Here is a 25,384-nt window from a genome sequence, read left to right on the forward strand (position 1 = left end):
GAGTTCAGCCCGTAAGACGCGGGCGGGGAAAGAGGCGCTGGGCAAGGCCCGACGGCGCGAAGAGGATGGAAAGCCCGTAGATTGCCGCCGCCGTCATGATGATGGTCGGGCCGGAGGCGAGCTCGAGATGGTAGGAGGCGATAAGCCCGAGATAGCCGGAGAAGGTGGCGCTGATCACCGCGATCGCCATCATCGACGGCAGGCTGCGCGACCAGAGCTGCGCGATTACCGCCGGCAGCATCATCAATCCGACGGCCATCAGCGTGCCGAGCGCCTGGAAGCTGGCGACGAGGTTGAGCACGACGAGCAGCAGGAAAAGCACATGATAGACCGGTCCCCGGCCGCCGACGGCTTTGAGGAACCCCGGGTCGAAGCATTCGGCCACCAGCGGCCGGTAGATCGCGGCGAGAACGACGAGCGTGATCGAGGTGATCGCGCCGATCTGGACGAGGGAAGGAGCGTCGATCGCCAGAATGGTGCCGAAGAGCACATGCAGCAGGTCGATATTCGATCCGCGCAGCGAAACGATCAGCACGCCGAGCGCCAGCGACGCGAGATAGAAACTTGCGAAGCTGGCATCCTCCTGCAGCACCGTCGTCCGGCTGACGATGCCGGAAAGCAGCGCGACGGAGAGCCCGGCGATAAGGCCGCCGATGCCCATGGCTGTCAGCGACAGCGATCCCGCAACGAGGTAGCCGATCGCCGCACCCGGCAGCACGGCATGGCTCATCGCATCGCCCATCAGGCTCATGCGCCGCAGCATCAGGAAGACGCCGATCGGGCCGGCGCCGAGGCCGAGGCAGAGGCAGGCGACGAGCGCGCGGCGCATGAAACCGTAGTCCGCAAACGGCGCGAGGAAGATGTCGTAGGCCGTCATCCCGCAGGCTCGCAGGCTCTCGCATCCTCGTCCCAGCGCTCGGCCATGGCGCGCGCCTTGAGAAGATTGGCGGGCGACATGATGTCGCCGGTCGGCCCCCAGCCGATCAGCGTCCGCGCGATCAGCAGTGTCTCCGGGAAATGCGCCCGCACCTGGTCGAAGTCGTGAAGCACCGCAATGACGGTTCGCCCGTCGCCGTGCCAGCGCGCGACGATATCGAGCAGATCCTTTGTCGTGCGGGCGTCGATGGCCGTGAACGGCTCGTCGAGCAGGATGAGCTTGGCATCCTGCAGCAGCAACCGGGCAAAAAGCACGCGTTGGAACTGCCCGGCCGACAGCGAACCGATATGGCGTTTCTCGAAACCTTCGAGCCCGACTGCGGAAAGTGCTTCGCGAGCCTTGCCGGTCTCATGCGCCAAGACGCGCCCGAAGGCGCCGCTGCTACGCCAAGCACCGAGCAGCACGGCGTCAAAGACCGAGATCGGAAAGCGCCGGTTGATTTCGGCCGCCTGCGGCAGGTAGCCGAAATCGGTGCGCTGCAGCCTATGGGAAATCCGCCCCTCGGCGGGCCGCAGCTCGCCCATAATGGCTTTCAGAAGCGTCGATTTACCTGCACCGTTCGGCCCGGCGATCGCCGTCAGGCTGCCTGCGAGAATGGAGCCGGAAACGTGATGCACCGCTGGGTGACGATCATAGGCGACGGTCAGGTTGTCGAGGGTGATCAGCGCGCCGCTCATGGCAGGACAATTGCCCAATGGATCGCCGTCCAGAGTGCCCCGACGAGAACGAGCACGCAGGCGACGCGGGTCACAGCAGAGGGCAGGAGCAGACCGGACGCGAAAGGCAATCTTTTCATAGGTGATGCTTCTTAAATGTAATAACATTACACGTTATGCTGTAACGAATATGGCAAATTGACGGCGTTGGCGAGCCGGCCGAAAAACAAAGGCCGGATACCAATACGGACTGGAAGTCAAACGGCTTGCCTTGTCATGTTGCAAAAGTCAGACGTAGACAATGTGGCTTTTAGCCGGGAATTCCGCGGGAGGAGGGGCTCATGGATGAGAGCGGCCACCCACCAGATCCCGATGGTTGGGGTACCGGGCTTTACGGGGGCCTGTTTAACAAAAGGCGCATGCAATTTGCGTCCCGACGACCTCATGAAGGGGCCATAATCTGCCCATGCGTATCTGGTGGCAGCAAGCATCTCCTGCGAGCATTCCTGAAATCATTCAGGTTTAACAATGCGTATCGCCCGAGTTCCGATCCTTGCGTTGGTAACACCATCCACGGCGACGGGCTCAATCTCCGTTCCAGTTTCAGCGTCCAGGAACCGTGTCAGCTTGCCGCCGCCACGGTGCTTGCGTCCCCATGCGCCAATCATGAAGAGCACCGGTAGAAAGTCGCGTCCGGCAGCCGTCAGCACGTATTCTTCCCGCGGGGGCCGCTCCAAGTAGCGCCGCTTTTCCAGCAAACCCTCCTCCGCCAGCATGGCGAGACGACGTGTCAGGATCGTGGGCGCAATGCCGAGACTTTTGCGGAACTCGTCAAAACGAGTGAGGCCTGCGTTCGCGTCCCTGAGGATCAAGATGCTCCACGCGTCGCCGACCAATGCCAGGCTGCGCGCGATTGGGCACGGTTCATTTAAAAGATTCTGATTGTTCATATCATTTTGATAGTGACTTACTCTCGAAATGATACTAACCTCATAGTGACAGACAGTCCACCCCGTAACAGGAGAATTGAAGTTACATGAGCAATACGGAACGTGGCGTAGCCTTGGTCACAGGCGCATCATCAGGCATTGGGCTGGCAACGGCCAAAGCCCTAAAGCGCGCTGGCTATCGCGTGTTCGGAACCAGCCGGAAAGCGGTAGCCGAAACGGCAGACGGTGTTACGATGTTGATCTGCGATGTGACCGATGACGCTTCTGTAGAGAAGATCGTGGATGAGATTCTAAGCAGAGCTGGACGCATCGATTTGCTCGTCAACAATGCCGGCATTGGCTTGCTCGGCGGCGCCGAGGAATCCTCGCCTGCGCAGGCTCAGGCCTTGTTCAATGTGAATGTCTTCGGCGTTCTCCGCGTGACAAATGCGGTGTTGCCGGTCATGAGAGGCCAACGCATGGGCAGAATCATCAATATGAGTTCCATCCTGGGCCTGATTCCGTCTCCCTATAACGCTCTTTACGCATCGACCAAGCATGCGATCGAAGGATATTCGGAATCGCTCGATCATGAACTGCGCACGTTCGGCATTCGGGTTGTGCTTGTCGAACCTGGCTTCACCCGCACGTCGTTTGAAGAAAACCTCACTAGGCCTGATCGGTTGCTGCCCATTTACGACACGGTTCGCGCTCAGATGGAGGGGCAAATGCGGAGCGGAGTCGAAACCGGCGACGCCCCCGAAGTTGTGGCAGAAGCCGTCGTGAAAGCCGCCGCTGATCCCGCGCCGAAAAGGCGCTACACCGCGGGAAAACTGGCGGGCCAAGTCAGCCTCATGCGTCGTTTCCTGCCGGAATTCCTGGTCGACAAGAACCTACGAAAATACAATAATTTACCGGTCTGAGGCGGCTGGGTTCGGCCGCCTCTCCACGCCTTCTCTGTGGCTCTCTCTCAGAGCTGCTCTATCATCGTGGCCGCACCTGAGATCGTGGCTTGGCCGGGGCTCTCCTCGACGTTCAGCGATTTCACGACGCCGTCTTCGACGAGCATCGAATAGCGCTTGGAGCGCACCCCGAGGCCGCCGGCGGAAAGGTCAGCGTCCAGGCCGAGCGCCTTGGTGAAGCCGGCGTCCCAGTCGGCGAGGAAGTGGATCTTGCCCATGCCGCCGGACTGCTCGGCCCAGGCGCCCATGACGTGCCAGTCGTTGACAGAGAGAACGGCGATATCGTCGACGCCCTTGGCGAGGATGGAATCGCGGTTTTCGAGATAGCCCGGCAGATGGTTCAGCGAGCAGGTCGGCGTGAAGGCGCCGGGTACGGCGAAAAGCACGACGCGCTTGCCTTTGAAGAGCTGATCCGTCGAAACCTCGACCGGTCCGTCGGCCGTCTTTTCCTTGAATGTGGCGGCAGGAAGCTTATCGCCGATCGCGATGGTCATGGGGTTCTCCTTGGTGTTTATGATTGCGGCGGGGGCAGCCGCGGGGTCGAGCCGACTATAAAAGCCGGTCAGTCAAAGGCAAGCGGCGTCTCCATGGCGCGGCCGCCGTCGATGATCAGAACGCTCCAGCTTTTGCGGGCGATTTCATAGTTCTTCGGCAGCTTGTCGACGGCAATCGACGTTGAAAAATTCTTTCCGTCGCGCTTGCTCATCAGCTTCCTAGTGAAGACATATCCGCTTGGCCCCGTGAGGATCACCTCCGGCGCGGTGTCGCCGCCGTCGGGCAAGGCAACTTGCAGCCAGAGCTCTTTCATGTCCTCAGAGAACTTGTGGGAGATCACCTTGAACTGCGACGACGGCTTTTCCGGCAGGGAGGCCTCGGCATTCTTGAGGATCGCTTCCTCTTCCGGCCGGGACTGATTGGCGGCAGCGATGGGAAGTGAGAATTCGGCCTGGAACGGAATGCAGATATCCTTGCAGATGCCGATGAACGCGCTCGCCTTCAGTTCGAGCGACCGGGAGGCGTCTTTCGCCGAGAAGGTCAGCGGCAGCGAAACGGGCGCGTCATAGGCGATGTCGTCTATCTTGCCGTCGACGAGATGTTTTGGCACGGGATAGCGGATTGCAGTCAGCGTGATGCCGCTTTCCGGCGCGACCGTGATCTGGGGCGGTATTCCGCTGTTGCCGGGCTCGCGCCAATAGGTGATCCAGCCGGGCTTCGGCTCGATCTGCAGCGCACCGCGCATCGTGCCGTCGCGGCCGGGCGGCAGCGCGATCAGCCGCATCCGGCCGCCCTCATTGTCGATCCAGCCGCTCATCTCGGCGCGCGCCGGCCCAAGCGAACCGGCCAGCGCGGCGGCGCAGATCGTGGCGTTCAGAAACTTGCGAAACCCGAGAAAAATAATCGTCATGGAACAACGGTTTATCGAAAATCGCCTTTCGCTGCCAGAAGTTCGGCCATCTAATTCTTCATTTTCAGTTGATTGATCTGCCGCATTGCCCCATGTTTCTTTTATAGGGCTGTTGGCAACGGTCTGGCAGCAGGAGGAAGTATGTCCTTATCCACGCTGAAAAACAGACGGGAACGCGGCTTTTTCGACGGGCAGTTCCTGATTGCCATGCCGGGCATGGAAGATAGCAACTTCTTCCGCACGGTCATCTATATCTGCGCCCATTCCGATGCCGGTGCCATGGGCTTCATCATCAATCGCGCCCAAAGCCTCACCTTCACGGACGTGCTGCTGCATCTCGAAATGGTCAACGACCAGGAGCCGATAGTCCTTCCGGAGCATGCCCGGGACTTCCCGATCCAGACAGGCGGGCCCGTGGAAAGCGGCCGCGGTTTCGTGCTGCATTCCGATGATTATATAAGCGACTCCAGCATCCCGATCAGCGATGATATCTGCCTGACGGCGACGCTCGACATCGTCCGCGCGATTTCCAAGGGCGGCGGGCCGAAGAGGGCCACGATGATGCTCGGTTATTCCTCCTGGGGTGCCGGCCAGCTCGAAATGGAAGTTGCCAGCAACGGCTGGTTGACCTGCGCCGCCAATGAGGCGCTGATCTTCGACCGCAATCTAGACGACAAATACGAGCGCGCTCTCGCGGGCATGGGCATCACGGCCGCCATGCTTTCCGCCGAAGCCGGACATGCGTGATATCTAATCCAGGAACGATTTCGTTGACGTGACGTTTTCTTCCGGCAAGCGTGCCAGATGGCGCGCCGCCGAAATGCCTGTTGCGCGCCGCGCAACAGGCATTTTGGTTCGTCACCATTCGTCGAGGTAATCATGAGGCTCTTCGCCTGCGATAATTGCGACCAGGTCGTCCACTTCGACAACCGCCATTGCGTCCGCTGCAATCATCGCCTGGGCTTCATGCCGGATGATCTCTGCGTGCACGCGCTCGAGCCGCGCGATGAGATGCAGTGGCAGCTCGTCGCACGTCCGGAGCGCAGGATCCGCTTCTGCGCCAATGCCGGTCTCGATATCTGCAACTGGCTGCTTGCGGATGAGGACCCCCATGATTTTTGCATCGCCTGCCGCCACAACAGACTGGTGCCGAACACCGGAACCCAGGACGGCATCGCCCGCTGGCGCCGCATCAGTCAGGCGCAGCGCCATCTGTTCTATTCGCTGCTGCGCTGGAACCTGCCGCATCCGGATCGCGAGGAAGATCCCGTCGGCGGCCTCGTTTTCGATATCCTCGAAGATACGGTTCAGAACGACGGCAATATCCTCCCCGCGATGACCGGACATGAGGAAGGCCTGATCGCCATCCGTGCGGCGGAAGCCGATGACGCCACCCGCGAACAAGCGCGCACCATGATGAACGAGCCTTACCGCACGCTGCTCGGCCACTTCCGCCATGAGGCCGGCCACTTCGTCTGGAACAAGCTGGTGCGGGACAGGAATGGCTTAGATGCCTTCCGCGCCGACTTCGGCGACGAACGACAGGATTACGGCGCAGCCCTTCAGAACCATTATGCCAGCGGTCCGCCCTTCGGCTGGCAGGAGAGCTTCATCAGCGCCTATGCATCCTCACATCCGTGGGAAGATTTTGCCGAGTGCTTTGCGCACTACCTCCATATCGTTGATACGCTGGAAACGGCCCGCGCCTTCGGCATCGCCATCGATCCCCGCGGCCATGAGGAAATGGCCTCGGAAGTGGATTTTAATCCATACAGGGCGGAAAGCGCTGAACAGCTCGTCAGCGCCTGGGTGCCGCTCAGCGTCGCGATCAACGCCATTCAGCGCAGCATGGGCCAGCCGGATTCCTATCCCTTCGTGCTGTCGCGGGCTGTCGTCGCGAAGCTGGAATATCTGCACAAGCTCATTCAGGTCGCGTCTGCGATGTCGCGGAAGGCTGCGGCGTAGCCCCTCATCCGCCTGCCGGAGCCCTTCTCCCCGACGGGGGAAGGGCCATGCGGTTGACGCGGGGACAGGACAGGTGAGGGGTAGTCGCCAGCATTGATTTGAAAGGCCTAAGCCCGCTTCGTCAGTGGAAAACGTTCCTTCAGCAGGCGCAGCACGGAATCGGAGCCCATCGGCGGGCCGAAGAGGTAGCTTTGCCCGTAGCTGCAGCCCATCTTGGCGAGCTCGATGGCATCCTCGTTGGATTCGATGCCTTCGGCGACCACCTGCATCCCCAACTCGCGCGCCATGGAGATGACCGACCTTAGAATGGTTGCCTTCTTGTCGCTGTCATCGCGAACGAGCGCTTTGTCGAGCTTGATCGTGTCGAAGGGGAAGCGGGTAAGATAGGCAAGCGACGAGTAGCCCGTGCCGAAGTCGTCGAGCGCCAGTCCGAGGCCAGCTTCCTTGAGCTTCTGCAGCACGAGCCGTGCCTGTTCCGGATTTTCCATGACCATGGATTCCGTCAGCTCCAGCTTCAGGCGCGACGGCTCGCAATGAGTCTTCGAAAGAACTGAGCGCACGTCGTCATAGAGTTCGTTGTTGAGGAGCTGCACGCTCGACAGGTTGATCGAGACGAAGATCGGCAGCTCGCCGGTCTGGTTCTGCCAGGCCATCAGGTCGCTGGTCGCCTGTTCGAGCGCGAACATGCCGAGCGGACCGATGATGTCCGAGGCCTCGGCTATCGGGATGAATTCGGACGGCGGGATGTTGCCGCGCTTCGGATGCTCCCAGCGCATCAGCGCCTCGAAACCGGCAATCTCGACATCCTCCAGCCGCGCGATCGGCTGGTAGACCATCGAGAGCTCCTTGCGCTCGATGGCGCGGCGGAGATCGGATTCGAGCTGCAGGCGGTCGGCGCCGAAATCGCGGAAGGCGGGGCGGAAGGGTTCGACGCGGTTGCCGCCGGCGCGCTTAGCGCGATACATGGCAAGCTCGGCATCGCTCAGCATTCCGGCTGCGTTTTCCTGCTGGTCTACCCAGGAGGCGAGACCGATCGAGGCCGTCAGAATAATTTCGCGATTGCCGAAATTGATCGGCACCATGATCGCCTTGCTGACGGCATCAGCAAAATCGGCGACCTTCGTCGGATCGCGCTCGGAAACGAGAATGAGACCGAACTGGTCGCCCGCAAGGCGCGCCAGCGTATCCTGCGGCTTCAGCAGGCGACGCAGGCGGCGGGTCAGCGCGATCAGAATGTTGTCGCCGGCTGCGACGCCAAGCGAATCGTTCACCAGCTTGTAGCGGTCGATATCGATCACCATCACCGTCGGCCTGAGCGTTTCGCCGCCGGGCGCAAGCGCCAGCACCGATTGCAGGCGGTCGATGAAGAGCTGGCGGTTCGGCAGGCCCGTGAGATTGTCGTGCAGTGCATCATGCAGCAGCCGCTCGACGGAATTCTTCTGCTCGGTGACGTCTACGATCGTGCCGACGCAGCGGATGATCTCGCCGTTCGAGCCGAGCACCGGCCGCGCGCGGATCAGCAGCCAATGGAAATGCCCGTCCTCGGCGCGGATGCGGAACTCGTGGTTCAGCCGTCCGCGACGATGTTCGAGCAGCACGTCCAGCGTCGCGCGGAATCGGTCGCGGTCGTCCGGGTGAAGCCGCGGCAGCCAGTTGCGGGCTGCGCCATGCATGGTCCCCGGCGACAAGCCCAGCTTGATGGAAACATCCGGGATGGTGACGACGCGGTCGCGCGCCACGTCCCAGTCCCACACCATGTCGCCGGAGCCGGTCAGCGCCAGAGACTGGCGTTCGAGATCGGAAAACAGACCCTGCTGAAAGGCGCCGCCCGCAAAGGCGTGCTGCATCACCGTAAAACCGATCAGCAGAACGATGAGGACGAGGCCGCCGCCGAGCGCCGGCTGGATGATGTCGTTGTCGAGCCGGCCGGTAACGGTCAGCCAAGCCCCGAATATCCACACCAGGATCAGCGCCCAGGCAGGCACCAGCAGGATGGCGCGGTCGTAGCGGTTGAAGCCGAGATAGATGATGAGCACGATGCCCATCGTCGCCGTCAGCGCGAAGGAAAGTCGCGCAATACCGGAGGCGATCGACGGATCATAGATCGCGACACCGAAGAGCAAAGCCAGGCCGAGCACCCAGGCAAGCGTCGCATAGCCGAGATGCGTGTGCCAGCGGTTGAGGTTCAGATAGGTGAACAGGAAGATCACGAAACTCGACGCCAGCGCCACTTCCGCGCAGGCGCGCCATATTCGTTGGTCCGCCGAGGCGACGCTGACGAGTTTGCCGAGGAAACCGAAGTCGACGCAGATGTAGCCGAGCACCGCCCAGGCAAGTGCCGCCGTTGCCGGCAGCATCGAGGTTCCCTTGACCACGAAGAGGATCGTCAGGAACACGGCCAGAAGTCCGGCAATCCCGAGCACGATGCCGCGGTAGAGCGTGAAGGCGTTGATTGTGTCCTTGTAAGCGTCCGGCTCCCACAGGTAGATCTGCGGCAGGTCGGGCGTCGCAAGCTCGGCCACGAAGGTGATGACAGCGCCGGGGTTCAGAGTGATGCGGAAGACGTCGGCCTCGTCGCTCGGCTGGCGGTCGAGCGCAAAGCCCTCGCTCGGCGTGATCGCCATGATGCGCTGCGAGCCGAGGTCCGGCCAGAAAAGCTTGGAATTCACGAGGCGGAAATGCGGAGCGACGATGACGCGCTCGAGCTGTTCTTCCGAGACGTTGGCGAGCGCAAAGACGGCCCAGTCGCCCTGGTGGTTTTCGGAGCTGGCACGCACCTCGATGCGCCGGCGGATGCCGTCTGCGCCTGCGGCCGTCGAGACCTGGAAGGCCTCGCCCTGATTGGCATAGATTTCCGTCGTCGCGGTCAAATCGAGCGCGGTGTCGTCGCGGGAAATCTTCACGGGTTCCGCCGCCTGCGCAACGCCTGCAGCCAATGCAAGCATCGACAGGAAAAGAGCTGCGATCACCGCGATCAATCGGCCGGACGGTGATTTGGGCAGCATGCGGTTCGTGGTCATCGGCTGTCGGTTTTCCTGCCTGTATCCGTATCGGTGGCAAGCAGTGAATACATCACGTGGTCATGCCACTGACCGTTTATTTTCAAGTATCCGCGCAGATAGCCTTCCCGCTGAAACCCGGCTTTCTCAAGCAGGCGAATGCTTCGTGCGTTCTCCGGAATACAGGCTGCCTCGATACGGTGCAACTCAAGCCCTGCGAAGATATAGGGTATAACCAACTGAAGTGCGGCGAACATATGGCCTTGGCCGGCATGCTTCTCGCCCATCCAGTAGCCGATCATGCAGCTCTGCGCCGCGCCGCGGCGGATATAGCCGATCGTGATCCCGCCGAGCAGTTCCATGTCTGGTTTTAGGAACAGGAACAGCGGGATCGCCTGGCCGGACGCGTACTCCTGCTTGCCGCGGATGACGCGGGCGCGATAGGCGCCCTCTGTCAGCTCGTCGCGACGCCATGTCGGTTCCCAGGGCTCCAGGAACTTGCGGCTGGCGGAGCGCAGCTTGTGCCACTGGTTGAAATCCTGATAGCGCGGAAGTCTCAGCGCATAGCGGTCGTTCTCGAGCTCCACCGCCTCCGGCTGCCGCGACAGGAATCGAAAAACCGATTTTGGCATCGATCACTCCCGGCAGATGGAACGCGGCTCAGCGGCTTGCAGTTTTCGACTGCGGCAGGGGAGCGGACAGCGAGGCGACGATATCTTCCGTCGGTGCCAGTTGCTCCAGCGGGCCGATTGCCGAAAGCGTCGGCACAGTGTCGAAGAACAGTCGGCCGGCGAGGTCGGTGAGTCGCTCGATGGTGATGCCCTCGAGCCGTTCCATCATTTCCTGATTGGAGATCGGGCCGCCGTAGAGCATCATCTGGCGGGCGATCTGGCCGGCACGGGCGGCAGGGCTTTCCTGTCCCATCAGAAGCTGTGCGCGGATCTGCGCGCGGGCACGCTCGATCTCCTTCTGCTCGATGAAGCCGGCCGACTTATGCAACTCGTCGATGATCACCGGTACGAGTTCAGGAAGGTTCTCGCCGCCGGTTGCGGCATGGATGCCGAAGATGCCGGTGTCGGAAAAGCCCCAGTGGAAGGCATAGATCGAATAGCAGAGGCCGCGGATTTCGCGCACTTCCTGGAAGAGGCGGGAGGACATGCCGCCGCCGAGGATGTTGGCAAGGATCTGCGAACAGTAGAAGTCACGGGCATGATAGGCCTTGCCCTCGAAGCCGAGCAGGATCTGCGCGTCCATCAGGTCGCGCGTCTCGCGCACGCTGCCGCCGATATAGCGGGCGGTCTCGATGACCGGCGGCGCGCTCGGCGCGGTCGGCAGGCTCGCGAAGCGCTGTTCCACCATGCGCACGAATTCGTCGTGATCGACTGCACCGGCGGCAACGACGAACATGCGATCGGTCGTATAGTTGCGGCCGAGATAGTTGCGGATCTGTTGCGGCGAGAAGGAGACGACGGTCTCCGGCGTGCCGAGGATGGCGCGGCCGAGCGTCTGGTTGCGATAGGCGGTTTCGGAAAACTTGTCGAAGACCACGTCGTCTGGCGTGTCGTTCGCCGCATTGATCTCCTGCAGGATCACCTGCTTCTCGCGTTCGAGCTCGTCTTCCTCGAAGGCCGATTCGGTCAGGATGTCGGCGAGAATATCGACGGCGAGCGGCACGTAATCCTTCAGCACGCGGGCGTAGTAGGACGTCGTTTCGGTCGAGGTGGCCGCGTTCACTTCGCCGCCCACATCCTCGATTTCCTCGGCGATGTCGCGGGCCGAGCGGCGTGCGGTACCCTTGAAAGCCATGTGTTCGAGCAGGTGGGCTATGCCATGCTCGTCTTCCGTTTCGTTGCGCGAACCCGATTTGATCCAGACGCCCAGAGCGACGCTTTCAAGATGCGGCATGGTCTGGGTTACTACTGTCAGCCCGGATTTGAGCCGGGTGCACTCAACTGTCATTGGCTATCTTTCTGCGCCTGCCGCATCACGTCCGGGCGTGCTTGCCGATAAAACCTTCAACGGCCTTAAGTTCCGGATCGACGACTTGGAAGCGCTCCTCCTTAAGCATCAGTCCAGCAAGCCACGTCGGAAGCGCCGGGTCAATACCGGAGGCGGATTTTACCGCGGCGGGGAATTTTGCCGGGTGCGCGGTCGCAAGCGTCACCATCGGAGTGTTCGGCTTGTCGTGCTTGGCGGCAACGAAGACGCCGATTGCCGAATGCGGGTCGAGAAGGTAGCCGGTTTCGGCGTAGGTATTCTTGATCGTCTGCGCCACCTGCTTCTCGCTGGCGCGGCCGGCGCGGAAGTCCTTCTTGATGGCGGCAAGCGCCTTCGGCGCGATCTCGAAGCCATTCGACTGCTTCAGGCTGTCCATCGCATGGCGCACCTTGGAAGCGTCCCGATCATAGGCTTCGAAAAGCAGGCGCTCGAAATTCGAGGAAATCTGAATGTCCATCGACGGCGAGGTCGTCGCCTTGACCTTCTTCATGTCGTAGCGGCCGGTCTTCATCGTGCGGGCGAGGATGTCGTTCTCGTTGGTCGCGATCACCAGCTTGCCGATCGGCAGGCCCATGCGTTTGGCCGCATAGCCCGCGAAAATGTCGCCGAAATTGCCGGTCGGTACCGTAAACGAAATCTTACGATCGGGCCCGCCGAGTGTGATCGCCGTCGTGAAGTAATAGACGATCTGGGCCATGATGCGCGCCCAGTTGATCGAGTTGACACCGGAAAGGCGAACCTTGTCGCGGAAGGCGGCGTCGTTGAACATCGCTTTGACGAGATTTTGGCAGTCGTCGAAATTGCCCTTGACCGCCAGCGCATGGACATTGGGAGCCGTCGAGGTCGTCATTTGCCGCTGCTGCACCGGCGAGATCTTGCCGTGCGGGAAGAGGATGAAAATATCGGTGCGCTCGCGGCCGGCGAAGGCGTCGATGGCCGCACCGCCCGTATCGCCCGACGTTGCGCCAATGATCGTCGCGCGCTCGCCCCGCTTTTCCAGCGCATAGTCCATCAGGCGTGCCAGAAGCTGCATCGCCACGTCCTTGAAGGCGAGCGTGGTGCCATGGAAAAGCTCCATGACGAAGCTGTTCGGTCCCGTCTGGACGAGCGGGGCGATCGCCGGATGGCGGAAGGTGCCGTAGGCCTCGTCGATCATCGCCCGGAATGTGGCGGCGGGGATTTCGTCGTTCGTAAAGGGCGATAGGATCGCAAACGCGATCTCCTGGTAGCTCTTGCCGCGCAGCGCCCGGATTTCCTTCTTGGAGAAATGCGGCCATTGCCGCGGGACATACAGGCCGCCGTCGCGCGCAAGACCCGTCAGCAACGCATCGCAAAAGCCGAGAGATGGGGCCTCGCCGCGGGTCGAGATATAGTCCACGTTCTTCATCCTTGACGTTATGGCCGGAGGAAATCCGGATAGAGGATCCAGGCGCCGAAGTTGCAGCAGATCGAAATGTGCGTCAAAACGGTGCTTACCCAATCGATTTTTCTTTGCGCCGCTGATATAGACCATCGCAAACTGTCACGAAAGGCCCTGCAAGCAAGACTTCGGGCCTGCCAGAAACTTTGTAAGAGGGTGGAATAATCGTGTTCGGCAAAGTCTCGCGTCTCATCGTTTCCGTATCAGTCGCCGCTCTGCTTGCAAGCTGCAATTCGCTGGGCGTCGGCGGTGAAAGCAAGTCCGCCGAAGCGCCGGCCCAGCCAAACGGCAATGCCCAGATCATGCCGCTTGCGCCCGCCAATCCGTCTTCCAGCGACAAGCCGATCGGCACGGCGACCAACGTCCAAGGTACTGCGCAGCCGGTCGTGCAGGGCTCCTGCCCGCAGATTTTCATGAAGGATCAGGACGCGATCTTCCGCACCTATGCCAAGGGCAAGACGGGTGACAACAGCCAGATCGTCCATCAGGCGGCAATCGGGGACTACACGCGTCAGTGCACGCTGAACGAACAGAACCTGACGATGACTGTCGTGGCGCAGATCCGCCTGATCGCCGGCCCGGCCGGCGGCCCCGGCCGCGTCACGCTGCCGGTCCGGATCACCGCCTTCGACGGACAGGATGTGGTCACTTCGGAAGTGGTTCCGTTTACTGCCGAAATTCCGGCAGGGCAGACGGCCGCTCAGGTCCTCTTCCGCAAGGACGGCTTCAAGCTGCCCGTCGGCTCCGGCGCCCTGGTTCGCGTCAATATCGGTTTCGATCAGGGCCCGGCCGCGAAGACCAAGAAGAGCAGCTAAGAGCCGGCCTGTCCCTCTTTTAGAGAACGCCAGCCCATTCCGAAAGAGCATCAACGACGCCCGGCAGATCCTTCATCCGCGAGATGACCGTCTCCGCGCCGGCATCCGTCAGGCGGTCGGCGTGCGAGGAATAGGTATGTGATGCGCCGGTGAAGCCGATGACGCGCATGCCGGCATCGCGTGCCGCATGGATGCCATGGACAGAATCTTCCACGACGACCGTCTTCGACGGCGAGACTCCCATCGTCTCGGCGCCATGCAGGAAGATGTCCGGCTTCGGCTTGACGCGATCCGGCCCGAGATCTTTTGCGGAAAAGACGTTTGGAGCAAATAGCTCCTTCAGTCCCACCTTGCCAAGCATCATGTCGAGTCGGTGCGCGCTGGAATTCGAGCAGACGCAACGCTTCAGATCAAGGCGCGAGATGGCGAACTCGACGCCGGGAATGGCCTGCACGTCCCGTTCGAGGCGCAGGTCGAGCAGCTTTTCGGATTTGTCGAGCAGCGAGGCGGAAAGCGGAATGCTCGCTTCGCGTTCTACCTGCAGAAGAATGTTCTTCCAGGTCATGCCTGCGAAGCGCTCCGCCATCTCTTCGACGCTGATCGGATAGCCTGCGTCGGTCAGAAGCTTGGACTCCACATCCGCCGCTATGATTTCGGAATCGACCAGAACGCCGTCGCAGTCGAAGATAATGAGGTCGAAGCCGTCCATGTACTCTCAAGCCTTGTTGGGGGATGATGCGACTTACACGATGGCCGTCGAAAGCTCAACCGGCACGCCGGCATGGCTGGAATGCGCCGCGCGGGCGGCTCGCGGCTGACGTTTGGCGGCTCAGGCTTCCAGCGGAAAGAGCGACAGGAACTGCTGCTCGCCTTCGGGCGAAAAGATCACCGAGCGGCTTCCCGCCGTCCGCCGCGCCCAGCCCCTGTCGAAGAAAGTCGAAAGCAGCGCCTTGCCGAGACTGCCCGCCAGATGCGCGCGGCGCTCGCTCCAGTCGAGGCAAGAGCGGCAGAGCGGGCGGCGGGACGATTTGAGGCCGGAGACATCTATTCCGATGCATTGCAGCCGGCTCTCGCCTTTCGGGGTGACCGACAATCCTTCGCCGATTGCGTCGATCGCACCCGAAGCCATCAGACTGTCGAGCATGCGCACGCCGTAATCGCCGGCCAGATGGTCGTAGCAGATGCGCGCCTTGCGCAGCGCCGGTTCCTTCGGACCCGGCCGGTGGCGCAGATGTCCGCGGCTGGCGGCGAAACCCATCATGCTCTCGATCAGCAGGGCAGTTGCTTCGTCTGCGAGTGTGAAATAGCGGTGGCGGCCCTGCTTTCGCTGAGTAAGCAGGCCGCCGGTTTCGAGCTTGGCGAGATGCGTGCTCGCCGTCTGAAGGGTGATGCCACCCACTTCCGCAAGCTCGGTCGCCGTCAAGGCCCGGCCGCCCGACAGCGCAGCCAGCATGTTGGCGCGGGCAGGATCGCCGATCAGCGCTCCGATCTGGGCAATATCCGGTCCTTCTTTCATACTTCGATCGTAACCGAAGCATTGTCGTCGCACAATGTGCGAAAACGCCTTTCACAAGCAAAGGAGAAAAGTGATGCTGACCTGCTTCATCCGCTACGAGATCGACCCGTTCAAGAAGGATGCCTTTACCGAGTATGCCCGTGCCTGGGGGCAGGCGATACCGCGCAACGGTGCCGATCTCATCGGCTATTTCGGCCCCCACGAGGGGTCCGCGACGACCGCCTACGGCGTCTACAACATCGAAACCCTCGCCGCCTATGAGGCCTATCGCGCCCGCCTCGCAGCCGATCCGCTCGGCCAGGAGAACTACGAATTCGCCAAACGCGGGCGCTTCATCCTGAAGGAAGACCGCATCTTCCTGAAGAACGTGTCCGTCCCTCATTCTCCGCTGGTGCTGCCATGATCGCCGTCATCTTCGAAGTCGTACCCTATATGGGCGAACGCCACAAATACCTCGACCTCGCCGGCGACTTGCGCGCCGAACTGGAAAAGATTGACGGCTTCATTTCCATCGAACGCTTCGAGAGCCTGACGATGCGCGGCAAGCTGCTATCGCTATCCTTCTGGCGTGACGAGGAGGCGGTCAAAGAGTGGCGCAATCTCGAAGCCCACCGCGCCGCGCAGAAGGCCGGCCGCAACGGCATCTTCGCCGACTACCGCCTGCGCATCGGCCATGTGGTTCGAGACTACGGCATGTTCGAGCGGGGGGAAACGCCGGTCGATAGCCGGCAGGTGCATGCAGCTTAGTCAGGCTTCATCCACCTGCCTTTGAATGGCCGCGACAGCGATCCGGATTTCGGGACGTTCATTCACGATGACGCCCCAGATGATCCTGCCGGAAAGGCATGATACTCGTGCCTCAGCACGTTTCCGATCGCCTTGGCGCTGGGCCCGGGCAATTTCCGGCCTCGCGTTCTTGAGATCGTCCGAATGCCGCGGCTGGCTTTCGAGATGATCTCTATGGCGCGCTCCAGAGCGAGACAGGATTGTCGTTCCGGCAGTCGTCGAACGGCTTGCCGGCGATTTCCGTCTCGATGATGGCAATTGCCCGAAGAATGTCATGGGGCGTCATAAGACCTGCGAGGCGAAATTTTCGATCCTGTCCTTCGACAGGGGATGAAGGTTGTCCCGTGTCGTGAACATCGACGGGCAGATGCAGCTCGTCTTCTAGGAAGAGTTTGATGCCGATGAGGCCGAGGGCGTTGAAGCGGCTTGCCGGATCGGAGTCGATGAAGAGGTCGAGGTCACTCGCCGGGCCTGTCTCGTCACGCGCGACCGAACCGAAAAGGTAGAGCGAAGTTGCACCGAGCGCCCGGATGGCGTCGGCCCGTCGCTTCAGTCTCTCAATGGCTTCGTTTCTCTTCACGAAGGAAGTCTAGCGCGGCGGCGACTTTATTTCCGCGTCCTGCATTTATTTCCCGAAATCATCCACCGGTTCAGGCTTTGGTAACCAACTTGAGTAACCATAACGGCGAGTAAAAGCGTAATGTGTATAAGCGAGTATCCATATGGCGTCAGTTTTTCCGCTTGCCGATCTCAAGACCTCCGCAACACCGGGTTCTTGGATCGACACGATCATCAAGGGTGATTGTGTTGCAGCCCTCGAAGCTTTGCCGACCAATTCCGTCGATGTCATATTCGCTGACCCTCCGTACAATCTCCAGCTCGGCGGCACGCTTCATCGCCCGGATCAGTCGCTTGTCGATGCCGTCGATGACGCGTGGGATCAGTTTGCGTCCTTCGAAGCCTACGACGCGTTCACCCGCGCTTGGCTGCTTGCCTGCCGCCGCGTGCTGAAGCCTACCGGCACGATCTGGGTCATCGGCTCCTATCACAATATCTTCCGGGTCGGCGCGACCCTGCAGGACCTGAACTTCTGGATTCTCAACGACATCATCTGGCGCAAGACCAACCCGATGCCGAACTTCAAGGGCCGCCGCTTCCAGAATGCCCATGAGACGATGATCTGGGCGAGCCCGGACGCGAAGGCCAAGAGCTATACCTTCAACTACGATGCGATGAAGGCTGCCAACGACGACGTGCAGATGCGCTCCGACTGGTTGTTCCCGATCTGCAGCGGCGGCGAACGGCTGAAGGGCGACGATGGCAAGAAAGTTCATCCGACGCAGAAGCCGGAGGCGCTGCTCGCCCGTGTCATCATGGCGTCGTCGAAACCCGGCGACATCATACTCGATCCGTTCTTCGGCTCCGGCACCACCGGTGCTGTCGCCAAGCGCCTCGGCCGCCACTTCGTCGGCATCGAGCGGGAACAGGACTATATCGATGCGGCCTCTGCCCGCATTGCCGCCGTCGAGCCGCTCGGCAAGGCAGAGCTGACCGTCATGACCGGCAAGAAGCAGGAGGTTCGCGTCGCCTTCAATGCACTATTGGAAAGCGGCCTCATCAAACCCGGCCAGGTGCTGACTGATGCCCGCCGCCGCTACAGTGCGATCGTCCGCGCCGACGGCACGGTTGCCTCCGGCGGCGAGGCTGGTTCGATTCATCGTCTCGGCGCGAAAGTGCAGGGGCTCGATGCATGCAACGGATGGACATTCTGGCACTTCGACGACGGGCAATCCCTGCGCCCCATCGATGATTTGCGGTCTGTGATCCGCAGTGATCTGGCGAAGGCGGAATTGAGCAGCGGCCTGACCTGATCGAGACTACCTTCTTCCGGTTTTTGTACCTCCAGTTGCGGAAGAAGGCCTACGGCGCCCGGGATCAACACCCCGGGCGCCTTTCTTTTCAACGCCAGTCCGTCACCTTGCCCTTACGCCATAGTCAGCAAGATCGCTGCGCAACTGGTCGGCACCGGTGAAAAGCACGGCGTTCCATCCTGCCGCCCTTGCGCCTTCGACATTCGCAGGCGCGTCGTCGATGAAGATCGTCGCCGCCGGCTCGAGGCCGAAGCTCCTCGTATGCGTTTCATAGATCGCGATATCCGGCTTGATTAACCCGACATCGCCGGAAACGGTGACGCCGCGCGGTTTCGTCAGGAAGGCAAAGCGCTTCTGCGCCTCGCGGAACGTATCGGATGCGAAGTTCGTCAGCATTGTGACATCGCGGCCCTCCGCAATCAGCGCTTCCATGATCGCGACGCTGTCCTCGTAGGAATGCGGCACCATTTCGTGCCAGTACTTGCGGAAGGCGCGGATATGCTCTTCCCGCATCGGATGGGCTTCAATCAGAAGAGCTTCGGCATCCGCCCAGGTGCGTCCGCGGTCCTGCTCGACGTTCCAATCATGGGTGCAGACATTGTCGAAAAACCACTTGCGTTCGGCCGCGTCGGGAATGAGGCGGCTGTAGGGAATATTCGGATCGTAGTGGAGAAGAACTTTGCCAATATCAAAAACGATATGATGGATTGATGCAGTCATATGTCATCCCTTGTGCATTGCAAATGTCATCCCTTGTGCATTGCAAACACAAGAGGAATAGCCGTGGCGATTGCCTTTTTCATGATGGTCGGCAGCGCCTGCGCTTCAAGATTTGTAACCGGCTCCCACCATTTGTCATCAGTCTGAATTCGTGATGGGATCGCGGCGCGGTAGATCGAAAGCCGGAGTTCGAAATGCGTGAAGACATGGGTGACGCTGCCGCATGGTTCCCATTGTGCCGGGAAGGGCGCTGCATCCGCGGAAGTTTCCCCATCCGCGCGCGATGTCCAAGCGGTCGTCGGCACCTCCGTCATGCCGCCGAGCAGCCCGCTTGCGATCCGCCGCCGCAGGAGGATTTCGCCGTCAGCGGTCACGGCGACGAAAGCTGCACCGCGCCGGACCGGCCTTTCCTTCTTTGCCGCCTTCACCGGAAACTGCTCGGGATCATGCAGGCGAAGCGCCTCGCACGATCCCCTGAACGGACAGAGCGAACATGCCGGCCGTTTCGGCGTACAGATGGTTGCGCCGAGATCCATCATCGCCTGCGCGAAATCGCCGGGTCTGTCGGCTGGCGTCAAGAGCGCCACCTTCTGCTTCATCAGCGGCTTGCCGGCCGGAAGCGGAGTCGCGATCGCGTAGAGCCTGGAGATCACACGCTCGACATTGCCGTCCATGACGGCAGCCTGCCTGTTGAAAGCGATCGCCGCGACCGCCGCTGCCGTATAGTCGCCGATGCCCGGCAGCGATTTCAGGCCGTCCTCCGTGTCCGGAAAGACGCCGTCATGTTGCGTGGCGACCGCTTCTGCGCATTTCTTGAGATTGCGGGCGCGGGCGTAGTAGCCGAGCCCCGCCCAAGCTGCCATGACATCGTCGTTCGGCGCCTCGGCGAGGTCGCGAACCGTTGGCCAGCGCGCCAGGAAATTGGCAAAATAGGGCTTCACGGCCTGCACGGTCGTCTGCTGCAGCATGACTTCCGAAAGCCAGACGCGATAGGGATCGGCCCTCACGCCACGCGCCGCCATCGGCGGGGAGACGCGCCAGGGCAGGTCGCGGTGATGCCGGTCGTACCAGTCGAGAAGAGGCGTTGCGGAAGGGGCGTCGAGTGTCGTTGATGTCATCATTTGCCGCGGGACGGGGAAGTGCCCTATACTTGGCGGAGCAATGCTGCGCGATCAAGGTGGTAGCGCCGATTGGCGGCGGCATCCGAAGGTTTCGATGAGTTATCCACGTAAAGCTGAAAAGCAGATATCCGAACTGGCGAACGGCCTGATCGACCCGGTGCTTGCAAAACGGGCCGGCATCAACACCGCGCTGCTTGGTTCCTGGGATGAAATTGCCGGCGAGGATTTCGCCGACTGCACACGTCCGGAAAAGATCGCCTGGGCGCGCGGCAATGAAGTCGACACCTATAAACCCGGCGTCCTGACGATTGCCTGCGAAGGCGCGCGCGCTCTGTTTTTGACGCACGCGCAGGGCGAACTCATCCAGCGCATCAACAGCTTCTTCGGCTTTGCTGCCGTCCACCAGATCCGCATCGTCCAGAAGCCCGTTTCGCAAGCGGCAAAGCGCTCCCGCACTCCGCCGCCACTGAAGGGCGAGGCTGCCCGAAAGCTTGAAGACATGATGGAAGGCATCGAGGGCGACAAGCTGCGCGAGGCGGTGAAGCGGCTGGGCACTGCGGTGCTGGGCAAGCGGAGCAGATAACGCACTTTGAAAAACCGTCTTCGTTCGCATTCTTGTATTCGAGAAACGGGTCCCCATCGCTTATAGAATTGAGAAAAGCAGCGTTCAATACTCAAGCTGTTCCATACTGGCAGAAATACGCCTGCCGCTTTTTGGCAAAACTGAAATTGCAGATGCGGCTCGCAACGTCAGCTTTCGTCCCACCAAGGTCACAATTCTTTGAAGAAAGTTGCCGAAGCGTGCCTTGTTCGCGGCCGCGTGCCGTTATATCGCACATTCAGCCGCCACTCTCGATTAGGGGAACCCATGCTGATCTCTGAAATGCAACTGACGAAACGCCAGCTTCTGAGCGGCATGGCCGCCGCGACCGCGACACTTGCGGTTACCGGCACGGCAAACGCAGCAGCCGAACTTCCGCAGCCGGCTGGTGATGTCGACATGGCGGAAGTGCTGAAGCCCGGCCCGCTGCCAGAAATGGGGCTCGGCAAAGAAGATGCGCCGGTGACCATCGTCGAATATATGTCGATGACCTGCCCGCATTGCGCCCACTTCCACAACACAACCTTCGACGAGATCAAGAAGAAATACGTGGACACCGGCAAGGCGCGTTTCATCATCCGCGAATTCCCGTTCGATCCGGCCGCTGCAGCAGCCTTCATGCTCGCTCGCTGCAACGCTTCCAAGCCGGAAGAATTGAGCACGCCGGAACAGTATTTTCCGATGGTTTCCATGCTTTTCAAGCAGCAGGAAACCTGGGCCGCCGCTGAAGATCGCCGTGCTGCACTTCTCCAGATGGCCAAACTCGCTGGATTTAGTGAGGATAGTTTTACGAAGTGCTTGACGAACCAGAAGCTTCTGGATGAAGTGAACGCCACGCGGGAAAGGGGCTCCAAGGAGTTCGGCATCGATGCCACGCCGACTTTCCTCATCAACGGGAAGCGTTATTCTGGAGACATGCCGGTTGACACCATGTCGGCCCTCATCGACAGCCTGCTTTGATCCGAACCGTTTCAAGATGACGGTCGGCGGCGAAAGCCGTGCGCCCGTTTTTTGTTCTGCGCGCCGTGAGGGCGCCGCATGAAGTTCAACAAGCTCCGCGTCATCGGCTTCAAATCCTTCGTCGAGCCGACGGAATTCATTATCGAGCGGGGCCTGACCGGCGTTGTCGGGCCGAACGGCTGCGGCAAGTCCAATCTTGTCGAGGCGCTGCGCTGGGTGATGGGCGAGAACTCGTACAAGAACATGCGCGCCTCCGGCATGGACGATGTGATCTTCTCCGGTTCGGGAAACCGCCCGGCGCGCAACACGGCCGAAGTCGCGCTCTATCTCGACAACAGCGAGCGTATGGCGCCCGCCGCGTTCAACGACAGCGACGAAATTCAGGTGACCCGCCGCATCGAGCGCGAACAGGGTTCGATCTATCGAATCAATGGCAAGGAAAGCCGTGCCAAGGACGTGCAGCTTCTCTTCGCCGATGCCTCGACCGGCGCGCGCTCGCCGTCGATGGTCGGGCAGGGGCGTATCGGCGAGCTGATTTCGGCAAAGCCCCAGGCCCGCCGCCAGTTGCTGGAAGAGGCCGCCGGCATTTCCGGCCTGCATTCCCGCCGTCATGAGGCCGAACTGCGGCTGCGCGCCGCCGAAGGCAACCTCGAACGCCTTGATGACGTGACCTCGCAGCTTGAAGGCCAGATCGAGAGCCTGAAGCGCCAGGCGCGTCAGGCGAACCGCTTCAAGACGCTGTCTGCCGAAATCCGTGCGCGCGAAGCCACACTTCTGCATATCCGCTGGGTGCAGGCGAAGGAGGCGGAAGCCGAGGCCGACAGCGCCCTTAACCAGGCGACCGTCGTCGTTGCGGAAAAGGCCCAGATCCAGATGGAGGCCGCAAAGGCTCAAGGGGTGGCCAGCCTGAAGCTTCCGGAGCTCCGCGAGAGCGAGGCGCGTGCCGCCGCTGCCCTCCAGCGGCTGCAGATCGCAAAGTCGCAGCTCGAGGACGACGCAAACCGCATCCTGCGCCGCCGCGACGAACTGAACCGCCGCCTGGCGCAACTCGCCGAGGACATTCAGCGCGAGGAGCGGCTGGTGTCGGACAATGCTGCGATCCTTTCGCGGCTCGATGCCGAGGAGGCGGATATTGCGGAGATATTGGCCGATTCTGGCCGCCATGCCGACGAACTGCGCGAGGCTTTCGAAGGTGCTGCGGCAAAGCTTGCCGACAGCGAGCGCGTTTTCGCGGCGCTGACCGCCGAGCGCGCCGAAGCTGCCGCTGGACGCCATCAGCTGGAACGGGCGATCCGCGATCTCGCAGACCGCAAGATGCGCCTCGAACGGCAGATGAACGAAGCAAACCGCGAGTTCTCCAGTGTGGTTGAAAAGATCACTGCGCTGCCCGATCCCGATGAAAAGCGGGCAGTGGTCGAAGCTGCGGAGATGGCTGTCGCCGAGGCCGAAACGGTGATCCAGGCGGTCGAACAAGCGCTCTCCGCAGCGCGAGAGACCGAAGCGCTTTCACGCGCGCCGGTCGATCAGGCGCGCTCGAAGCTGAATGCGCTGGAAACCGAAGGCCGCACGATCTCGCGCATGCTTGCTGCGGGTGCGGCGGCAGGGCAATTCCCGCCGGTTGCCGATGAGCTCCGCGTCGATCGCGGCTTCGAAACGGCCTTGGGCGCCGCACTCGGCGACGATCTGGAATCGCCCCTTGATGCGAAGGCGCCTGCCCACTGGTCGGGAAATGGTGATGGCACTTCCGATCCCGCACTGCCGGCCGGTGTCGTGCCCTTGCTGAACCATGTCGGCGCGCCGGCTGCACTGACGCGCCGCTTGAAGCAGATTGGCCTCGTCGCCGATGGCGACGCGATGCGGTTGATGAACGACTTGAAGCCCGGCCAGCGCCTGGTGACGAAAGATGGCGCCGTCTACCGCTGGGATGGCCATGTGACCGGCGCCGATGCGCCGAGTGCCGCCGCTTTGCGCCTTGCCCAGAAGAACCGCCTCGGCGAGCTGGAAAGCGAAGTTTCGCTCGCTCGCGATGTTCTGGCTGAAGCGGAGGAGCGGCTTGCCATGGCGAGCGAAGCCATTCGCGGCGAGGAACGCAAGCTCAACGAAGCCCGTGACATGAGCCGCCTTTCAGCCCGTCATCTTGCCGAGGCGCGCGACGCGCTGGCTGCCGCCGAACGCGCCTCCGGCGATCTCATCCGCCGTCGCGACGTGGTTGCGGAAGCCGTCAACCAGCTCCAGTCGCAGCAGGAAGACCTCGCCGTTCAGGAAGAGACCGCGCGCATCGAGCTCGAGGATGCGCCGGATCTCACCGCACTCGACGACCGGCTGCGCATGCAGCAAGCCGAGGTCGCGACCGATCGCGGTCTTGCGGCCGAAGCGCGCGCCCGCCACGAAAGCCTGAACCGCGAGAACGAGGCTCGCCAGCGCCGCATCATTGCGATCGGCCAGGAGCGCGAGACCTGGCGCCAGCGCGCCGCAAGCGCCGAGGATCACATCGCGACTTTGCGCGATCGCGAGGAGGAGGCACGCGAGGAAGCGGCCGAACTCGAAATGGCGCCGGATGAATTCGAGGACAAGCGCCAAGCGCTGCTGAACGAATTGCAGAAAGCAGAAGCCGCCCGCCGTGGGGCCGGCGATCTTCTCGCTGCCGCCGAACTCGTGCAGCGCGAAGCCGATCATAAGGCCGCCACCGCGCTTTCCGAACTTGCCGAAAGCCGCGAGCGCCGGGCCCGCGCCGAAGAGCGCCTCGTCTCTGCGCGCGAGAAGCGGCAGGAGAGCGAAAGCCGAATCCGGGAAATGCTCAATGTTCCGCCACATGAGGCGTACCGTCTGACAGGCCTGCAGGCTATGCAGTCCGTTCCCGACTTGCGCGAGGTCGAGCGTGAGCTGGAGCGATTGAAGATGGAGCGCGAGCGCCTCGGAGCCGTGAACCTCCGCGCCGAGGAAGAGCAGAAGGAACTCACCGAAAAGCTCGAGGCGCTGATCAGGGAGCGTGACGACGTCATCGACGCCATCCGCAAGCTACGCGGCGCGATCCAGAGCCTCAACCGCGAGGGCCGCGAACGCCTGATCGCCGCCTTCGACGTCGTCAACGGCCAGTTCCAGCGCCTCTTCACCCATCTTTTCGGTGGCGGCACGGCGGAGCTTCAGCTGATCGAATCCGATGATCCTCTTGAGGCGGGCCTCGAAATCCTCGCCCGCCCGCCCGGCAAGAAGCCGCAGACGATGACACTGCTTTCGGGCGGCGAGCAAGCGCTCACGGCCATGGCCCTGATCTTCGCCGTCTTCCTCACCAATCCGGCGCCAATCTGCGTGCTGGACGAGGTGGATGCGCCGCTGGATGATCACAATGTTGAGCGCTATTGCAATCTGATGGATGAAATGGCGGCCTCGACCGAGACCCGATTCGTGATCATTACTCACAATCCAATCACCATGGCGCGCATGAATCGACTTTTTGGTGTAACGATGGCTGAGCAAGGTGTATCGCAGCTTGTTTCCGTCGACTTGCAAACCGCCGAACGCCTTCGCGAAACGGCCTGAAAAATAAGCACTTTCATAAATACCCAAAAAAGGTCACGTCCCAAAGGGCGCGTTAACCCAATTGGGTGATGCTCTTTTTCCAGAATTGAATTAGAAGTTGTTTCTAGATGGCGGACCTGAGATGCGGGCTTATGCGCATGTTGGATCGACCGGGTGGCATACCGAATAAGGGCAGTCGGATTT

At 61.4% G+C, this 25,384-nt stretch carries 25 protein-coding genes; 10 read left to right on the forward strand and 15 right to left on the reverse strand.

The window, feature by feature from the left end; all coding sequences use genetic code 11:
- Positions 1–4: 4 nt before the first annotated feature.
- From ISN39_RS03220 to ISN39_RS03230, 4 genes are all read right to left on the reverse strand, one after another.
- On the reverse strand, positions 5–877 hold the full coding sequence (locus tag ISN39_RS03220) for a metal ABC transporter permease (protein WP_194729155.1): 873 nt from the start codon (positions 875–877) through the stop codon (positions 5–7).
- Complete coding sequence (locus tag ISN39_RS03225) at positions 874–1,614, reverse strand: metal ABC transporter ATP-binding protein (RefSeq protein WP_194729156.1); 741 nt, start codon at positions 1,612–1,614, stop codon at positions 874–876. Before ISN39_RS03225 ends, ISN39_RS03220 begins: the two co-directional genes overlap by 4 nt.
- Entirely contained in the window at positions 1,611–1,733 is a 123-nt protein-coding gene (locus tag ISN39_RS37570) for a hypothetical protein (RefSeq protein ID WP_281438303.1), read from the reverse strand. The genes ISN39_RS03225 and ISN39_RS37570 overlap by 4 nt, the downstream gene beginning before the upstream one ends.
- Positions 1,734–2,105: 372 nt before the next feature.
- Positions 2,106–2,543, reverse strand: coding sequence for a helix-turn-helix domain-containing protein (locus tag ISN39_RS03230; protein WP_194729157.1), 438 nt, complete (start codon positions 2,541–2,543; stop codon positions 2,106–2,108).
- 86 nt (positions 2,544–2,629) lie between these two features.
- On the opposite strand from ISN39_RS03230, the gene ISN39_RS03235 reads away from it, so the two are divergent.
- Positions 2,630–3,445 carry an oxidoreductase gene (locus tag ISN39_RS03235; protein ID WP_194729158.1) on the forward strand — a complete coding sequence of 272 codons (816 nt, stop codon included), beginning with the start codon at positions 2,630–2,632 and terminating at the stop codon, positions 3,443–3,445.
- Positions 3,446–3,492: 47 nt separating this feature from the next.
- Here the strand turns inward: ISN39_RS03235 and ISN39_RS03240 are convergent, their stop codons facing one another.
- Together ISN39_RS03240 and ISN39_RS03245 are read right to left on the reverse strand one after the other, a co-directional pair.
- Positions 3,493–3,978 carry a peroxiredoxin gene (locus tag ISN39_RS03240; RefSeq protein WP_074060477.1) on the reverse strand — a complete coding sequence of 162 codons (486 nt, stop codon included), beginning with the start codon at positions 3,976–3,978 and terminating at the stop codon, positions 3,493–3,495.
- A 68-nt stretch (positions 3,979–4,046) separates the two neighbouring features.
- Positions 4,047–4,889 (reverse strand): protein-disulfide reductase DsbD domain-containing protein, encoded by an 843-nt coding sequence (locus tag ISN39_RS03245; protein WP_194729159.1) that lies wholly within the window; start codon positions 4,887–4,889, stop codon positions 4,047–4,049.
- A 141-nt stretch (positions 4,890–5,030) separates the two neighbouring features.
- On the opposite strand from ISN39_RS03245, the gene ISN39_RS03250 reads away from it, so the two are divergent.
- Together ISN39_RS03250 and ISN39_RS03255 are read left to right on the forward strand one after the other, a co-directional pair.
- Positions 5,031–5,636 carry a YqgE/AlgH family protein gene (locus ISN39_RS03250; RefSeq protein WP_039844208.1) on the forward strand — a complete coding sequence of 202 codons (606 nt, stop codon included), beginning with the start codon at positions 5,031–5,033 and terminating at the stop codon, positions 5,634–5,636.
- 132 nt (positions 5,637–5,768) lie between these two features.
- Entirely contained in the window at positions 5,769–6,854 is a 1,086-nt protein-coding gene (locus ISN39_RS03255) for a putative zinc-binding metallopeptidase (protein WP_194729160.1), read from the forward strand.
- Positions 6,855–6,961: 107 nt separating this feature from the next.
- Here the strand turns inward: ISN39_RS03255 and ISN39_RS03260 are convergent, their stop codons facing one another.
- The 4 genes from ISN39_RS03260 to thrC are packed head-to-tail and all read right to left on the reverse strand — an operon-like array spanning position 6,962 to position 13,238.
- Positions 6,962–9,874, reverse strand: coding sequence for a sensor domain-containing phosphodiesterase (locus ISN39_RS03260; RefSeq protein ID WP_074066922.1), 2,913 nt, complete (start codon positions 9,872–9,874; stop codon positions 6,962–6,964).
- Entirely contained in the window at positions 9,871–10,485 is a 615-nt protein-coding gene (locus ISN39_RS03265) for a GNAT family protein (RefSeq protein ID WP_022716447.1), read from the reverse strand. Before ISN39_RS03265 ends, ISN39_RS03260 begins: the two co-directional genes overlap by 4 nt.
- A 28-nt stretch (positions 10,486–10,513) precedes the next feature.
- Positions 10,514–11,812 carry a pitrilysin family protein gene (locus tag ISN39_RS03270; protein WP_022716446.1) on the reverse strand — a complete coding sequence of 433 codons (1,299 nt, stop codon included), beginning with the start codon at positions 11,810–11,812 and terminating at the stop codon, positions 10,514–10,516.
- Between the two features lie 25 nt (positions 11,813–11,837).
- The gene (gene thrC, locus ISN39_RS03275; RefSeq protein WP_194729161.1) at positions 11,838–13,238 is read right to left on the reverse strand and encodes a threonine synthase; all 1,401 of its coding nucleotides are present in this window, start codon (positions 13,236–13,238) and stop codon (positions 11,838–11,840) included.
- Positions 13,239–13,435: 197 nt separating this feature from the next.
- Between thrC and ISN39_RS03280 the strand changes: the two genes are divergently transcribed.
- On the forward strand, positions 13,436–14,086 hold the full coding sequence (locus ISN39_RS03280; protein WP_170250151.1) for a hypothetical protein: 651 nt from the start codon (positions 13,436–13,438) through the stop codon (positions 14,084–14,086).
- Positions 14,087–14,105: 19 nt separating this feature from the next.
- Here ISN39_RS03280 and ISN39_RS03285 read toward each other — a convergent pair whose 3' ends face one another.
- Together ISN39_RS03285 and ISN39_RS03290 are read right to left on the reverse strand one after the other, a co-directional pair.
- On the reverse strand, positions 14,106–14,795 hold the full coding sequence (locus tag ISN39_RS03285) for an HAD family hydrolase (protein WP_194729162.1): 690 nt from the start codon (positions 14,793–14,795) through the stop codon (positions 14,106–14,108).
- A gap of 120 nt (positions 14,796–14,915) precedes the next feature.
- The gene (locus tag ISN39_RS03290) at positions 14,916–15,602 is read right to left on the reverse strand and encodes a metalloregulator ArsR/SmtB family transcription factor (protein ID WP_194729163.1); all 687 of its coding nucleotides are present in this window, start codon (positions 15,600–15,602) and stop codon (positions 14,916–14,918) included.
- Between the two features lie 73 nt (positions 15,603–15,675).
- Between ISN39_RS03290 and ISN39_RS03295 the strand changes: the two genes are divergently transcribed.
- Positions 15,676–16,005 (forward strand): NIPSNAP family protein, encoded by a 330-nt coding sequence (locus ISN39_RS03295; RefSeq protein WP_074066926.1) that lies wholly within the window; start codon positions 15,676–15,678, stop codon positions 16,003–16,005.
- Positions 16,002–16,349, forward strand: coding sequence for an antibiotic biosynthesis monooxygenase (locus ISN39_RS03300; RefSeq protein ID WP_194729164.1), 348 nt, complete (start codon positions 16,002–16,004; stop codon positions 16,347–16,349). Before ISN39_RS03295 ends, ISN39_RS03300 begins: the two co-directional genes overlap by 4 nt.
- 211 nt (positions 16,350–16,560) lie before the next feature.
- Here ISN39_RS03300 and ISN39_RS03305 read toward each other — a convergent pair whose 3' ends face one another.
- Positions 16,561–16,968 carry a nucleotidyltransferase domain-containing protein gene (locus ISN39_RS03305; protein WP_348651966.1) on the reverse strand — a complete coding sequence of 136 codons (408 nt, stop codon included), beginning with the start codon at positions 16,966–16,968 and terminating at the stop codon, positions 16,561–16,563.
- A gap of 142 nt (positions 16,969–17,110) precedes the next feature.
- Here ISN39_RS03305 and ISN39_RS03310 point away from each other — a divergent pair, with 142 nt between their 5' ends.
- Positions 17,111–18,259: a site-specific DNA-methyltransferase gene (locus ISN39_RS03310; protein ID WP_194729165.1), complete on the forward strand. Its 1,149-nt coding sequence runs from the start codon at positions 17,111–17,113 to the stop codon at positions 18,257–18,259.
- A gap of 102 nt (positions 18,260–18,361) precedes the next feature.
- Here ISN39_RS03310 and ISN39_RS03315 read toward each other — a convergent pair whose 3' ends face one another.
- Together ISN39_RS03315 and mutY are read right to left on the reverse strand one after the other, a co-directional pair.
- Positions 18,362–18,979, reverse strand: coding sequence for an HAD family phosphatase (locus tag ISN39_RS03315; RefSeq protein ID WP_194729166.1), 618 nt, complete (start codon positions 18,977–18,979; stop codon positions 18,362–18,364).
- 26 nt (positions 18,980–19,005) lie between these two features.
- Positions 19,006–20,097: an A/G-specific adenine glycosylase gene (gene mutY, locus ISN39_RS03320; protein ID WP_194730091.1), complete on the reverse strand. Its 1,092-nt coding sequence runs from the start codon at positions 20,095–20,097 to the stop codon at positions 19,006–19,008.
- Positions 20,098–20,194: 97 nt separating this feature from the next.
- On the opposite strand from mutY, the gene ISN39_RS03325 reads away from it, so the two are divergent.
- The 3 genes from ISN39_RS03325 to ISN39_RS03335 all read left to right on the forward strand — a co-directional run bounded on the left by ISN39_RS03325 (position 20,195) and on the right by ISN39_RS03335 (position 25,201).
- Positions 20,195–20,683 carry a DUF721 domain-containing protein gene (locus ISN39_RS03325; protein ID WP_194729167.1) on the forward strand — a complete coding sequence of 163 codons (489 nt, stop codon included), beginning with the start codon at positions 20,195–20,197 and terminating at the stop codon, positions 20,681–20,683.
- 285 nt (positions 20,684–20,968) lie between these two features.
- Positions 20,969–21,661 (forward strand): DsbA family protein, encoded by a 693-nt coding sequence (locus ISN39_RS03330; protein ID WP_074066931.1) that lies wholly within the window; start codon positions 20,969–20,971, stop codon positions 21,659–21,661.
- A 78-nt stretch (positions 21,662–21,739) separates the two neighbouring features.
- On the forward strand, positions 21,740–25,201 hold the full coding sequence (locus ISN39_RS03335; RefSeq protein ID WP_194729168.1) for a chromosome segregation SMC family protein: 3,462 nt from the start codon (positions 21,740–21,742) through the stop codon (positions 25,199–25,201).
- The last annotated feature ends 183 nt before the right edge of the window (positions 25,202–25,384 follow it).

Source organism: Rhizobium sp. 007, from assembly GCF_015353075.1.
In the GTDB taxonomy this organism is placed as follows: domain Bacteria; phylum Pseudomonadota; class Alphaproteobacteria; order Rhizobiales; family Rhizobiaceae; genus Rhizobium.